The following is a 13,691-nucleotide window of genomic DNA, read 5'->3' as shown; positions in this document are numbered from 1 at the left end:
TCTGCGTAAGCATACACCCCAAATCGTCTCTCTCAACCTGATATGCACAGAGTTACCCGCGGGTAAGCCTGAGTCCGTTCGCCACCACCAGCAGGCTGGCACCCATGTCGGCGAAGACAGCCATCCACATTGTGGCCATGCCCAGCATGGCCAGTGCCAGAAAGACGGCCTTGATGCCCAACGCCAGCGAGATATTCTGCACCAGCACCGTCCGGGTCGCACGGGATAGCTGAACGAAGCGCACGATCTTATTCAGGTCGTCATCCATCAGCGCCACATCGGCGGTTTCAATGGCGGTATCGGTCCCCGCCGCGCCCATGGCAAATCCGATGTCGGCCCTCGCCAGGGCGGGCGCATCGTTAATGCCGTCGCCCACCATACCCACCTTGCCGCGCCGCCCATACTCCTCCACCGCCCGCAGCTTGTCTTCCGGCAGTTGATCGCCCAGGACGTCATCGATGCCGACCTGACCGGCGATAGCGCGGGCGGTGTGGATATTGTCACCGGTGAGCATCAGGGTTTTGATGCCCAACGCATGCAACGCCCGGACGGCGGCACGACTGCTGTCCTTAACGGTATCCGCCACCGCGAACAATACCAGCACCCGTTTGCCGTCGCTAAGCAACACCACGGTCTTGCCCTGCGCCTCCAGTTCACCGAGCCGCGCCTCCAGATCGGCGGAACAAACCCCGAGTTCATGAATGAGCCGATGATTACCGAACTGGTAATTAACTCCGTCCACGGTACCGCGCACCCCACGGCCAGGCAGGGCGCTAAACGCCGTGACTTCCGGCAGCGCGCCGCTCATTTGCCGCCCCACCGCTACCGCGCGGGAGACCGGGTGATCCGATCGGGCGGCGATGGCCACCGCGATAAGCACCGGGTCTAACCCTGCATCCCGCGTCAATACCACCGTATCGGTTAACGCCGGTTTGCCGTGGGTAATGGTGCCGGTCTTGTCCAGCGCCAGCCAGGCGAGCTTGTGGCCTTCCTCCAGATAGGCGCCGCCCTTGATGAGAATACCGTTTCGCGCGGCGGCGCCCAGGCCGCTGACAATCGTCACCGGCGTCGAAATCACCAGGGCGCACGGGCAGGCGATAACCAGCATGACCAGCGCCCGGTATGCCCATTCGTACCAACCGCCGCCGGACAACAGCGGCGCCAGTACGGCGACGGCCAGGGCAATGACAAACACCGCCGGCGTATAGATCCTGGCGAAACGGTCTATAAACCGCGCGGTGGGGGCGCGCGCGCCCTGCGCTTCCTCTACCGCGTGGATGATGCGCGCCAGCGTTGAATGCGCGGCGGCGGCCGTGACCCGGAATTCAAAGGCGCCCGCCCCGTTAATGGTGCCGGCGAATACCGTATCGCCGGCGGTTTTGTCCACCGGCAGGCTCTCGCCGGTAATGGGCGCCTGGTCCACGCTGGATTGGCCCTCCGTTATAATGCCGTCGAGGGCAATGCGTTCGCCGGGTTTTTCCCGCACGATCCGCCCCGGTTCGATATCGCCGGCAAAGACGTCGGCCCAGCCGCCGTCCGGCTGCCGCACCGTCGCCAGTTCGGGGGTAAGCTGTACCAGTCCGCGTATGGCGTTGCGCGCGCGGTCGAGGGATTTCGCCTCGATAAGTTCCGCCAGGGCGAACAGCACCATCACCATGGCCGCTTCGGGCCATTGGCCGATAAGCAGCGCCCCGGTGACGGCAATGCTCATCAAGGCATTGATATTGAGATTACCGTGGCGCAGCGCGATCCAGCCTTTTTTATAGGTGCCCAGGCCCCCGATGGCAATGGCAGCCAGCGCCAGCGCAGCGCCGATCCACACCGGCCATCCCGCCCAATGGACCCTCCGCGGCCAGCGCCGCGACGCCCGCCAGCGCCAGCGGCCACCACGGCTTGGCCGCTGGCTCAGGGCATTGCCGGCCGCGCCGGCCGCCGCGTCCGCCACCGGCCGGCTATCCATGCCCAGTTCCCGAATGGCGGCTTCAACGGCGGGTAGCGCATCGTCTTCGTGCATGACGGTCAGCACCCGCTGCATCAGATTGAACTCCATGTCCCGCACAGCGGACATCCCGCCCAGCTTCTTGCGGATCATCCCTTCTTCGGTGGGACAATCCATCTGGTCAATATACAGCCTGCTTAACCGGACGCCGGTGGGAAGACCGGTTGCGCCCAAAGCGGCGCGGCCCGGCGCCATGGGATGCGCCGCCTCCGCCCCACAGCATGGCCGCGGGTGAAGTTTATTTCCCTCGGCCGGACTTTCAATATCGTTCCCCCGCCCCGGGACGCGGGCATGGCAGCAGTCGGGCGGCGTGGTGATAGGGGTTATGCGCTGAAAGGCCATGTTTTGCTCCGGTTAATATTCTCTATGGCGTATTGCACACCCTGAAGCTACTATAGAGTCAAGACCTAAAGGAGGCCGGCATGAAAATCGGTGAAGTGGCGCAACTGGCGCACTGCACGGTGGAAACCGTGCGTTTTTATGAAAAAGAGGGGCTGCTGCCCGTCCCTGTGCGTACTGCCGCCAACTATCGCAGCTATACGCCGGCCCATGTGGAGCGCCTGCGGTTTATCCGCAACTGCCGTGTGCTGAATATGACCCACGGGGAAATCCGCTCGCTGCTGAGCCTGCTGGATCGGCCCGACACCGGATGCGGCGCGGTCAACCATCTGCTTGAGGAGCATATTGACCATGTGGAGGAGCGCATCAGGGAGCTGACCCAGCTTAAAGAGCAGCTTACCGGCCTGCGCAAGCGCTGCCGGAGTGAACAGCGGGTGGACGCCTGCGGCATTGTGCAGGGCATCGTATCGATGGACGTCGGGTCTGCGCAGGAAAGGCATACGCATCTGGGTTAGCGACGTTGTTATTGGTTACAGTCTACGATCCCAGGGCCAATCCACTAAGCTAAGCGGGAATAGGTGTCTGGATCTCTAGGGGGCTGAGACACGCCGTAAGCCAGGAGCCGTCGATGCTATTCATCCAAGCCGGTGTTATTTCAAACACCGCATAGCGGTCAACAGCCATCGAATGGCGACCCCGATGGCCATAATGACATAAAAATCATCAACTCATCAAAATGACGGGCAAACAGCCATCCACTGATGCCAGGTCGATGCGGTCGGTCAAGACTATCTCTTCTCCGCTGAGAATGTTGCGGTAGCGGCGGTGGGCCAGCCGATGGGGCAGGATGATTTCCGTTTGCGGCCAACACTTCATCTGCGGCCGGGCAAGGCTGTCCCTCAGCGCGCCGAAAACCAGACAAGGGGTGATGACAATCAGCGCATCATCATTTTCCGCCCGTGCGAAAGCCAGGACGTTTTCCCCACGCCTGCCCGCGGCGGCGAGCGGCAGATAGTCGCCCTGGCGAAACAGCGTCGGCATCTGCCGGCGTAAACGCAGAAGCCTGGCGATGACATGCTGTTTGAGCCGGCCGCGCAGCCAGCCCTCTTCGGTGGTGGAAACCGGCTTGTCATCCTCGGGCAACAGCCGTTCGAGCGCGGCGAAATCCGGCTCACGCCGATTGTCGGGATCGGCGAGGCTGAAATCCAGCGCCTCGCTGCCCTGGTAGATATCCGGCACGCCCGGCGCCGTCAGCTTGACGACGGTCTGGGTAAGGCTGTTGACCAGGCCGGCGCGGATAAAGGGTTGCAGCGCGCCGAAAAAATCCAGGAGAAAGTCATGGTTCGCCGGCGAAAGCAGGCGGCACGCATAGTCGAGTACGGCCTTTTCATAGGTGTCGTTGCTGTCGGCCCAGTTAGTGCGCAGCTTCGCTTCCCGCAACGCTTTTTCCACATAGGCGGCAAACCTCTCTTCAAGCGCCCGTAATCCCGTCACGTCATGGGGGTGTAGCGTTGTCGGCCAGACGCCGGCCAGCGCCTGATAGAGCATCCATTCGACAGCCGGCTCCGGCGCCGGACCATCGTTGAGGGCCTTGATGTGGGATTGGTTCATGTGGCGCCAGCGGGCGACGCATGCCGCCCAGAGGTCCGGCGCTTCGGTGAGCGTGTAGAGCCGTGCGCGGGCGTCCTCGCCGCGTTTGGTATCATGGGTCGAGGTGCCGGAAAGCGCATCGGGATGCCGTTCGAGCCGCAATTTCATCTGGGCGTGGAAGCGGTCCAGGGGAAAGACGCGCGGCACCGGTTCGGCGCCCACTTCGTTGAGGGCCAGCGCCATGTGCTGACGGAAGAACAGCGTGTCCTCCACCGATTTGGCCATCAGCGGACCCGTCAACTGCTGGAATCGGGTGCGGAAAACGGCGGCCTCGCCAGACGCGTCTTCAGAGATTTCGCCGGCGAGAATGCGGATAAGGAAATCGAGCGCCTCCGGATCGGGAGCATTCACGCCGGTCCTCACCTTGGCGGCCACCTTTTGCAGCAGGCCATAGTCCGCCGGCGGCAACCCTTGCGCCGTGCCGTAGGTGCGGTAGACCGGAAAAGCAACCAGCAGCTCGCGCAGGGCCGACCTGGCGGCTTTCTCGTCAAGCCGCACGGCTTCCCCCCTGGCGATCGCCATGGCAAGCATCAACAGGGTGGTGAATTCACCCTCGAAATTTTTATCCACCATCAAAAGCTTGGCCGCCCGCAGTTCAGATTCCATATTTACCGGCTTGCCCACCACATCGTGATAGGCCTTGCGCAGGGCGCCGATTTTATCGCCGTCTACCAGTACATCCGCCAGCGATGCCATGAATTCGTAACCGGTTGTACCGGAAATCGGCCAGTCCGCCGGAATATCCTCCCCCTCGGCAAGGATCTTTTCCACCGTGATATAGCAGTCCGGTCCGGCCTCCCGGCGAAGGCGATGGAGATAGGCTTTCGGGTCGGCGAGCCCGTCCACATGATCCACCCGCAGCCCGTCCACCGCCCCGGAATGAACCAGTTCGAGGATAAGCCGGTGGGTATCGTCGAAAACGGCCTTGTCCTCGACCCGGACCCCCACCAGACCGGTTATCTCGAAAAAGCGACGGTAGGAGAGATCCCGCGGCGCCTCCAGCCAAGACATCAGTCGATAGGGCTGTCTGTCGTGCAGTTCGGCGATTTTCGCCTTATCGGTGAGATTCAGGACTTCCGCCTCGCGGTCCGCCCAGGTTTCCGGGGCAAGGGGGTAGAAGCTGTCGTAATAGGCGAAAGCCGGCTTGCCGGTCTTCGGGTCGGGCTGCACGGCAATCTCGCCGTTTTCCAGCACGGCGTCGAAGGTATCCCCGAGGAAGGGTAAGGTCAGGCGGCGCGACCAGTGAATGTCGAAATGCCGGGCGTAGCGGCTGTTTTCGCCATGCTCGATAACGTCGCGCCACCACGGATTTTCCAGTGAAGCGGCCATGTGGTTCGGCACAATGTCAATGATCAGACCCAGACCCGCGCCTTTTAATGCCGCCACCATGCGGTGGAAACCTGCCCGGCCGCCGATGGCGGGCTCTATCTCATTGGCGTCGGTCACGTCGTAGCCGTGGGTCGATTCGGCGGTGGCGGTGAACACCGGCGAAGCATAAAGATGGCTGATGCCGAGCCGCTTCAGGTAGGGCACAAGCCCCGCGGCGCGGTCGAAGGTCATGCCGTTGCGAAACTGAATACGGTAAGTGGCGGTGGGGATTTTCACGATGCGGCTCCTGCGGCGAGACGGACAATGATGGCATGCTGCGGCAGCTCCTTTGCCGCGTTCGGCCAGACGAAGATCGTCTCGCCAGGCAGGTGGGGAAGCGGCTGGGGCGTTTCGCTGATATTGAGCGCCATCGATAAAATGCCTTTCGGGAAAGTCCAGGTGACGGCAAGAAAGCCTTGTGTGGTCTTCACCACCCTGCCGGCATTGCCGCCGGCCGTGGCGAGCAACGGCACGACATACTGCCGGCGCAGCGCCAACAGCTCTCGGGTGAGCGCCAGCCAGTCCTTCCCATCCCTGCCGCCCGTTTTTTTCCAGTCAAGCTTTGACATCTCAAAGGTCTTCCTGGCGTTGGGATCGGGCACGCTTTCGCCCTCATGGCCGGCATGGCCCTCGAATTCCTTCGCCCGGCCCTCGCGCACGGCCTTGGCGAGTGAGCCATGGAAATCGGTGAAGAACAAAAAGGGATTATTCTCGCCATACTCCTCGCCCATGAAGAGCAGCGGAATATGCGGCGATAAGAGCAGCGCGGCGAGCAGGACCTTGGTGCGGTCAACGCCGGCCAGGCCGATCAGCCTTTCGCCCCGGGCGCGGTTGCCTACCTGGTCGTGGTTCTGAATAAAATCCACAAAGGCGACCGGCGGCTGGCCGGCGCTTTTTACGCCGCGCTTTTTGCCCGTCTGCGGCGAAACCTCGCCCTGGTAGGCGAAACCTTCCGCCAAGGCACGGGCCACAAGTTTTTCGGGTTCCTTGGCAAAATCATGGTAATAGGCATGCGTCTCGCCGGTGGCGAAGACATGGACGGCATTGTGGAAATCATCATTCCATTCGCCGGTGAAGAGCGGCGCTGAGCCGTCTTCCCCGCGCGGATGCAGGAAAATGACGTTGCGGCTGTCCTCGGTCGTCAGATGGATCGGCCGGTGGGTTATCCCGGCCCTGATACGCTCGGCTATCTCTATCAGCACGTGCTTGCGGGAGGTATCCTCAATCTGATCAATCGCGTCGAAGCGCAGGCCGTCAAGATTGAACTCCCCCAGCCAGTAGAGCGGCGCTTCCACGATATAACGGCGGGCCGCATCGACGTCATAGGCGATGCCGGCGCCCCAGGGCGTCATCCGCTCTTTGTGGAAGAAATCGGGCGCCAGAAGCGGCAGGTAATTGCCCTCCGGGCCGAAATGGTTGAGCACGATATCCAGCACCACCGAGAGGCCGTGGCCGTGGGCGGCATCGATAAAGGCCTTGAAATCCTCCGGCGCGCCATAGGCGGAATGCGGCGCGTAAAGCAGCACGCCGTCATAGCCCCAGCCACGGTTGCCGCCGAACTGCGAAACGGGCAGCACCTCGATCATGGTGATACCGAGTTCGGCGAGATAAGGCAGTTTTTCCATCGCGGCCCGGAACGTGCCTTCCGGGGTGAAGGTGCCGATGTGCATTTCGTAGACAACCGTTTCTTCCCAGGGGCGGCCGCGCCATTCGCCGTTCCGCCAGCCGTAGCGCCTGGGGTCGATGACCAGGGACGGGCCATTGACATCCGCCTTCTGGGCGCGGGAGGCGGGGTCCGGCACCGCCGTGCCGTCGGCGAGAACAAAATGATATTCCGCGCCGGGGGACACGCCGGTTGCCAGCCGTTCGAACCAGCCGTCGCCGAGGGGACTCATCTGTGCGTCTTCGCCGGCAAGCCTGAGCGTCACCCTGTCCTGGCCGGGCGCCCAGAGGCGAAAGCGGACGGCGCCGTCGGCGACATATTCGGCGCCCCAACTTTTGAAAAATGATTTGGAATCCATTCATTGGCCTCATTAAATTCAGAACGGGGATGTTTGAACGGTATCCGATTGTCCCGACACCAAGCGGCATAAGAAGAATAATAGACCAAGATGCGGGAATTTTAATTCTTACGCTTGGGCAGTGGGACGCACCACTACCTCGCCGACATCCACGTTGTCGGGCTGCGCCACCGCGAATGCAATAGCTTCGGCTATGGCGCCCGCCGGAATCGCCATTGCCTTCATACTCGCCTCGCCCCGTTCCCGCAGGGCCGCGTCCGTCATCGACGAGGGCAGTTCCGTATCCACATAGCCGGGGGAGATGGTCGTCACCCGAAGCGACGGGCCGGCCTCCTGGCGGAGTCCTTCGGAGATCGCCCTGACGGCGTTTTTCGAACCGGCGTAGACTGCCATGGCCGGGACAATCTGTATGCCGGCGGTGGACAGCGTGTTAACGAAATGCCCGAAGCCCTGGCGACGGAAAACGGGCAAAGCCGCGGCAATTCCGTAGAGTACGCCCTTTACGTTCACGTCGATCATGTCTTCCCAATCCTCAACTTTCAGGTCGTCCAGCAGGGAAATCGGGGCGATCCCGGCATTATTGACCAGAACGTCCAGCTTGCCGAATCGCTCGACGGCGTGTGCCACGAGTCGGATGACGTCGTTGCGCCGTTTGACATCGGTGACGAGATATGACGCTTTCCCTCCCTTGGCCACGATCGCCTCGGACAGGGCCGCGAGCCTGTCGGACCGCCTTGCGCCGAGTACGATACTGGCCCCGCGTTCTGCAAGCAGCAGCGCGGCGGCCCGGCCGATCCCGCTGCTGGCGCCGGTGATGACGATGACCTTACCTTCAATACTCATTTATCGTGTCTCTTTTCAGGTGGCTGGAAAATGATTCTTGCACGGGAAAAGTGGACGATCTATGCTTGAAACTCTTTAAAACCGTCGCGATCGGCTCAATCTGTGGACCCTCTCTCTGAAGTCTTTTCTCTTTTAAACGTTCGCGCCGCGCGTTGCACAAGATTTGAAGCCAGCGGAGGCTGGTCCTATCGCTTTCCGGCGAAACCCGCATTAAAGTTCGGCGCGGTGACCCGTGGCGCCTGCTGGATCGATTTTAGCGACCAACCACGCCATCAGCTCGCGGCGGGGGACTGTTTTCTGCTCGCCAACGCGCCGGCCTATGTGCTGGCGAATGACGAACACCGGGCGCCGGAAGACGGCATCACGGCGTTCGATTGGGCGCAGTCGGATATCGCGCATCATGAAGGGGACGACACGGTTTTGCTGGCCGGCAGCTTCAGCTTTGAAGCGTCGGATGCACAATTGCTTCTCGGCTCGCTGCCGCGTTTTCTGCTGATACCGGCCGGCAACCCTTCGGCATCGGTTATTCGCTCCACGCTGCAGATTCTCGACCATGAGATCCGGGGGACGCAGATAGGCACCGCCGTCCTCACCGACCGGCTGGCCGACGTCCTGCTCGTTCAGGTGCTGCGGGCAGCGCTGGATCAGGGAAACGGGGAGGATTTCGGCTGGCTGGGCGCGTTGGTGGATGTCAGGATCGGTAAAGCCATCGGACTAATGCATGGTAATGCCGCTTACCCCTGGACGCTAGAGGCATTGGCCAACGCGGCGGCCATGTCGCGTTCCGCATTTTCAAAACGGTTCAAATCCATAGTCGGCCTGTCGCCCCTTGACTACCTGCTCCGCTGGAGAATGCGGCTGGCGCGGGATATGTTGCGACGCGGTTCAACGGTTGCCGCGGCGGCCTTCCGGGTGGGATACTCCTCCGAGAGCGCATTCGGGCACGCGTTCAAACGCGTTTATGCCCTCGCCCCGAAGCAATATTCGCGCTCATATATTCTTTCTAAGACACCACGCCGACGGTAATAATAAGATTGGCGAATCGTTTCGCTTCTCCCGAGGCGATAACCAGCAGCGTGTCCGGCGATTTGGCGGCGGCGTAAAATTCATTTCTGCCGACGTAGGCAATATCGGTACCCGCCGGCAGAATGGCTTTATATTCCGCTTCAATGGTATTGTCAAAATCGGCGGGATATTCCATGAAGGTCACCGTTTCGATATTAATATATTTTAGGATTTTCTCCAGGATCACGGTGCTTCGTATCATTCCGGGCGCAAAATTAAGATAGATAATGGTGGCATGAGGCGCCGAATTGGTGACAAAGGAATAATTGCTGTCAGCAATGACAATATTGGTTTTGTGTCCGCATTTTGCCAGGCAGCTTAATAATTCAGGGTGCAATATTTCAGATTTGATCATGATTTTTCCTAAGGCAAATGCCAGACGTCATACCGTCTGGCATAGGGTAGTCTTGTCCGTTCCGCCAGCGATACATCACATACGGTAAATGCCGCCGTTAATATCTATCGTGGCTCCTGATACGAAGCCATCGTATTCCGCGGCCAGGAATTTGATCACCCGCGCAACATCTTCGGCAGTGCCGGCCCGGCCCAGCGGAATCGCGCTGATGGTTTCGTCGGCGGATTCTTTGGTGGTGTGCTGATTGTGGAACCGGGTGCCCAGAATCAGTCCCGGCGCGACCGCGTTAACCCTGATGCCATACTGGCCCAGCTCGGCTGCCAGAGAGCGGGTCCAGGCCAGCACGGCGCCTTTGGTCGTGGAATATGCCAGCGAGCCCGAGTGGCCGCCCGACCGCCCGGCCAGCGAGGCCAGGTTGACGACGCTGGCGCCGTCCGGCGCCTGTTTTAAATAAGGCAGCGCGCTTTGCGTAACGTTCAGCATGGTAGTCATATTGACGTCAATGACCGTTTTCCAGAACTGGCTATCTATTTCTCCCAGCCATTTCCTGGCGATAATGCCGCCGACGTTATTAACCAGAATGTCGACGCCGCCTAAAAACTCCGCCGCCGCCAATACGCATTTTTTCGTGTCGTCTTCATTGGTTAAATCAGCATAACCATAAGCGGCCCATTGCCCTAAAGAGGTCGCCAGGCTAACGAGTTCTTTGGGGCCCTCTTCATTGCTGAAAAAATGGATATAAATATCACAGCCCGCTTTGATCAGCTCTATTGCCGTCGCTTTGCCAATGCCTTGCTCGGCGCCGGTAATAAATACTTTTTTTCCTGACAAACTGCCCATACCGATCTCCTGTTTTTCAGTGTGAAATGTGTTCGAATGACGTAGTGCTTGCGAGTGAATCCGTTATTGTCTCAGGTGCGTTCTCCTGCGCCGGGCAATAGGAGACCCTGCCATAAATGGCTAAATAAATTTCCCCGGGCCGGCGACATTATTGTGAGCCCGGGGGCCTGCTTAAAAAATCAAGGTTCAGTGCTATCGATTACCGAATGACGAGAAATCAACCGGGGAGGAAATAAAAACTCTCCCGGCGTAATCGACGGATTTTCTATTCTGGCCAATAGCCTTTCCACCATTACCGCCACCATTTCCGTTAATGGCGGCATGACGGACGTCAGCGCGGGGTGGACGAGATCCGCCAGGGGAATATTATCGATGCCGATAACGGAAATATCCTGCGGAATACGGACGCCGGCGTCCCGCAGCCCGGCCATCAGCCCGATACCCAGCGCATCGTTGATCGCCACAATGCCGTCGGGCCGGGGGGCTTGTTGCAATACTTTGGCCGCCAGGGTGCGCCCTAGCTCGGTCATTTCGGTATCGCCATAAGCCGCCAGGGCTTTCCCTTCGATCACCCTGGCGCTGTCCGTCAGACCGTGGTCCCTGACCGCGGAAAAAAAGCCTTCGATTTTATGCGCGCGGCTGATGGTCAAGAAAGCTTCCGTGACGAATGCCAACTGCCGGCATCCTCGCTCTATCAGGTGTTCCGCCGCCATCCGGCCGGCCGCAACGTTATCCATCGATACGCTGTCAAAAGGCAGGTTCCCGAGCAGCGCGTCGCTCGGCATCCGGCTGTCGTAGTTCACCATCACCAGCCCGAGCCTGGCGGCATTGGCGAAGTGCGGGCGCTCCATGGCGCTGGCCGCCACAATCACTCCCTGCACGCCGTGCGCGAACATATCTTCCAAAAAGGCCTGTTCTTCGTCTTCCTGGCGATAGGTATTGCCTAACAGCACCCGGTACTGGCGCGCTTTGGCGGCCCGGTCCACTTCACGCGTCAAAACCGCAAAGCTTGGGTTGACGATGGACGGAACCAGTAAACCAATCATTTTGGCCTGCCCGGTTTTAAGCTGCTGCGCCACCCGGTTGGAATGATAGTTTAACTCCTGCATGGCCTGCCTGATGCGTTCCAAGGTCGCCAGGCGCATTTGATCGGAGCGGCCGTTCAGCACATTGGACACGCTGCTTACTGAAACCCCGGCGTGACGCGCGACATCCCGAATATTTGCCATACCTTCCCTCATTACTTTGCGGTTGATTCTCTGCGTATCCTGGTTAATCCGGCTTCAATAACCGGCCAATCGGGGCAGCCAGGTGCTGATGGTCGGCACCATGGCGATGACAATAATCCCGAACAGCGAGACAGCCAGGTATTTAATCATCGGCGGAATAACATTTTTCATCTCCACCCCACAGATTGCGCAGGTGGTGTATAGCCCTAAACCGATGGGCGGCGAGAACAGGCCGAACCCCATGGAGAGAATCATCACAATGCCAAAGTGCAGCGGGTTAAATCCCAGCTGCGTGGCGATAGGTACCAGAATAGGCGCGAAGATGATCAGCGCCGGCGCGCCTTCCAGCACGGCGCCGAATACGATCAGCAGGACAATCGTCAGCATCAGGAATACCCAGGCGCCCTGCTTCACACCGATGCCCACCAGAAATTGCGCGATTTCCTGCGGGATCATCTGGATGGTCAATACATAGGAGAGACTGGTGGCGCAGGCCACGATAAACAGCAGAACCCCCGACATGGCGGCCGTATCCACAAACATCTTCACCGTTGCCCGGAAGGTCAGTTCGCCAAAGGCCAGCCGGCCGACGACGATGGCGTATACCACGGCAAAGGCGGAAATTTCGGTGGAGGTGGCAATGCCCATCATCACACCGCGGCCAATCATGAAAATCATCGCCAAACCGACAATGGCGCCAATCCACAGCTGCAGCAGCGGGCGCATCTTTGGGTAGGCTTCCCTGATATTGATTTTGCCGCCGAAGCGGTTAGCCGCTATCAGCATCAGCACCAGCAGGCAAGCGGCCGGAATCAGTCCGGCGAGAAACAGCGCGCCTATGGAGATATTCGCCACGAACCCAAGGACAATCAGGTTGACGCAGGGGGGGATGGTCTCGGAAATCACCGCGGAAGCGGCAAATACCCCGGCGGCCTCTTCACTGTTCTGATTAGCGCGGCGCACGGCCGGCATCAATACCCCGCCCACGGCGGCGACATCCGCCAGTTTGGAGCCTGAAATCCCGGAGAAGAACGCCATCGACAGCACGGTGGTCATATTCAGCCCGCCGCGAAAGCGGCCCATGCCGCGCACCACCAGCTCAACCAGCCGGGTCGACATGCCGTTGATTTCCATTGCGGCGCCGGCCAGCAGAAAAAACGGAATCGCCAGCAAGACAAAGTGATCCACGCCGGAGATAACCTGCTGGGAAAAGAATACGAACGGCAGCGACGGATCGCAGATAAAAAATACCATCGCCGACATACCGAGCGTAAAGGCGATCGGCACGCCGGCAAAGATGCCGAGCACAAAACAGATCAGCATGAATCCCGCCGCTGCGCTTGAAGGATCGGGCATCATGGAAAGTTTCAGGTAGCCCAGCAGTGCTAATACCACAATCCCCGCGCCGCTGACCAGCACCACTTTGGCGCGCTCGCGCAGGGCGTGTTCAAGGGCCGCCACCATCATGACCACCGAACCAATGATGACCGGGATCACGTAGATGACCTGCGGCAGGCCGGTTTCCGTGGTTTGCAGCCAGGACGCCTGGCCCAGATCATAACTGGAAATCACCAGCCCGACGGCCACCAGAAACAGCACCCAGCGGCTGGCGTGTACAATATAAGGGCGTATTTGTTCAGGGATAAACCGCAAAAACAGGTCGACCCCGATATGCCCGCCGCGGCCGGTAGACGTGGCGACCCCGAAGAACACCAGGGCGATCATCATGGCGCGCGCCACTTCTTCCGCCCACTCGATGGGGGAATGCAACATATAACGCCAGATTACCGAGAGAAACACCACCAGCACGTTAATCAGCAAAACCAGGGCGCCCGCCCAGGAGGTTATCATTGTCAGGAATTTACTGAGCCGACTGAGATAAACCAGCGGTCCCGTATGCCCTTTTGTCGCCATAGATGTGTCTACCATGTTGAACCCCTCAATGGTTCCTGTCAGAAGAAGGCCGGCCTAAAGCACGGGGT

The 13,691-nt window shown here is 59.9% G+C and carries 9 protein-coding genes and 1 pseudogene; 2 read left to right on the top strand and 8 right to left on the bottom strand.

Annotation, left to right across the window (positions count from 1 at the left end; all coding sequences use genetic code 11):
* Window positions 1-52: 52 nt before the first annotated feature.
* Window positions 53-2,194, bottom strand: a pseudogene (locus tag GTU79_RS11335) (heavy metal translocating P-type ATPase).
* Window positions 2,195-2,421: 227 nt separating this feature from the next.
* On the opposite strand from GTU79_RS11335, the gene cadR reads away from it, so the two are divergent.
* Window positions 2,422-2,853, top strand: coding sequence for a Cd(II)/Pb(II)-responsive transcriptional regulator (cadR, locus tag GTU79_RS11330; protein ID WP_203521846.1), 432 nt, complete (start codon window positions 2,422-2,424; stop codon window positions 2,851-2,853).
* A gap of 208 nt (window positions 2,854-3,061) precedes the next feature.
* Here the strand turns inward: cadR and treY are convergent, their stop codons facing one another.
* The 3 genes from treY to GTU79_RS11315 all read right to left on the bottom strand — a co-directional run bounded on the left by treY (window position 3,062) and on the right by GTU79_RS11315 (window position 8,220).
* On the bottom strand, window positions 3,062-5,548 hold the full coding sequence (gene treY, locus GTU79_RS11325) for a malto-oligosyltrehalose synthase (protein ID WP_253073647.1): 2,487 nt from the start codon (window positions 5,546-5,548) through the stop codon (window positions 3,062-3,064).
* A 41-nt stretch (window positions 5,549-5,589) separates the two neighbouring features.
* Window positions 5,590-7,377, bottom strand: a complete 1,788-nt coding sequence (gene treZ, locus GTU79_RS11320; protein ID WP_214513944.1) for a malto-oligosyltrehalose trehalohydrolase — start codon at window positions 7,375-7,377, stop codon at window positions 5,590-5,592.
* A 108-nt stretch (window positions 7,378-7,485) separates the two neighbouring features.
* On the bottom strand, window positions 7,486-8,220 hold the full coding sequence (locus GTU79_RS11315) for an SDR family oxidoreductase (protein WP_203521849.1): 735 nt from the start codon (window positions 8,218-8,220) through the stop codon (window positions 7,486-7,488).
* A 102-nt stretch (window positions 8,221-8,322) separates the two neighbouring features.
* On the opposite strand from GTU79_RS11315, the gene GTU79_RS11310 reads away from it, so the two are divergent.
* Complete coding sequence (locus tag GTU79_RS11310; protein WP_203521850.1) at window positions 8,323-9,246, top strand: AraC family transcriptional regulator; 924 nt, start codon at window positions 8,323-8,325, stop codon at window positions 9,244-9,246.
* On the opposite strand, the gene GTU79_RS11305 is transcribed toward GTU79_RS11310, so the two are convergent.
* The 4 genes from GTU79_RS11305 to GTU79_RS11290 form a co-directional block, all read right to left on the bottom strand.
* Window positions 9,224-9,640: an RbsD/FucU family protein gene (locus GTU79_RS11305; RefSeq protein ID WP_132922156.1), complete on the bottom strand. Its 417-nt coding sequence runs from the start codon at window positions 9,638-9,640 to the stop codon at window positions 9,224-9,226. The genes GTU79_RS11310 and GTU79_RS11305 overlap by 23 nt on opposite strands.
* A gap of 75 nt (window positions 9,641-9,715) precedes the next feature.
* A complete protein-coding gene (locus tag GTU79_RS11300) occupies window positions 9,716-10,480 on the bottom strand; it encodes an SDR family NAD(P)-dependent oxidoreductase (protein ID WP_214513943.1) in 765 nt (254 codons plus the stop codon).
* A 179-nt stretch (window positions 10,481-10,659) separates the two neighbouring features.
* On the bottom strand, window positions 10,660-11,709 hold the full coding sequence (locus GTU79_RS11295; RefSeq protein WP_253073540.1) for a LacI family DNA-binding transcriptional regulator: 1,050 nt from the start codon (window positions 11,707-11,709) through the stop codon (window positions 10,660-10,662).
* 54 nt (window positions 11,710-11,763) lie between these two features.
* A complete protein-coding gene (locus GTU79_RS11290) occupies window positions 11,764-13,638 on the bottom strand; it encodes a TRAP transporter large permease (protein WP_203521853.1) in 1,875 nt (624 codons plus the stop codon).
* Window positions 13,639-13,691 lie beyond the last annotated feature (53 nt).

The sequence above is a fragment of the Sodalis ligni genome, from assembly GCF_016865525.2.
In the GTDB taxonomy this organism is placed as follows: domain Bacteria; phylum Pseudomonadota; class Gammaproteobacteria; order Enterobacterales; family Enterobacteriaceae; genus Acerihabitans; species Acerihabitans ligni.
The sequence above is the reverse complement of the archived record's forward strand: the minus strand, read 5'-3'. Positions and strand labels throughout refer to the sequence as shown.

Coding starts and splice junctions, on each gene's coding strand:
- cadR (WP_203521846.1), top strand. CDS start 2,422: ATGAAAATCGGTGAAGTGGCGCAACTGGCGCACTGCACGGTGGAAACC.
- treY (WP_253073647.1), bottom strand. CDS start 5,548: ATGACCTTCGACCGCGCCGCGGGGCTTGTGCCCTACCTGAAGCGGCTC.
- treZ (WP_214513944.1), bottom strand. CDS start 7,377: ATGGATTCCAAATCATTTTTCAAAAGTTGGGGCGCCGAATATGTCGCC.
- GTU79_RS11315 (WP_203521849.1), bottom strand. CDS start 8,220: ATGAGTATTGAAGGTAAGGTCATCGTCATCACCGGCGCCAGCAGCGGG.
- GTU79_RS11305 (WP_132922156.1), bottom strand. CDS start 9,640: ATGATCAAATCTGAAATATTGCACCCTGAATTATTAAGCTGCCTGGCA.
- GTU79_RS11300 (WP_214513943.1), bottom strand. CDS start 10,480: ATGGGCAGTTTGTCAGGAAAAAAAGTATTTATTACCGGCGCCGAGCAA.
- GTU79_RS11295 (WP_253073540.1), bottom strand. CDS start 11,709: ATGGCAAATATTCGGGATGTCGCGCGTCACGCCGGGGTTTCAGTAAGC.
- GTU79_RS11290 (WP_203521853.1), bottom strand. CDS start 13,638: ATGGTAGACACATCTATGGCGACAAAAGGGCATACGGGACCGCTGGTT.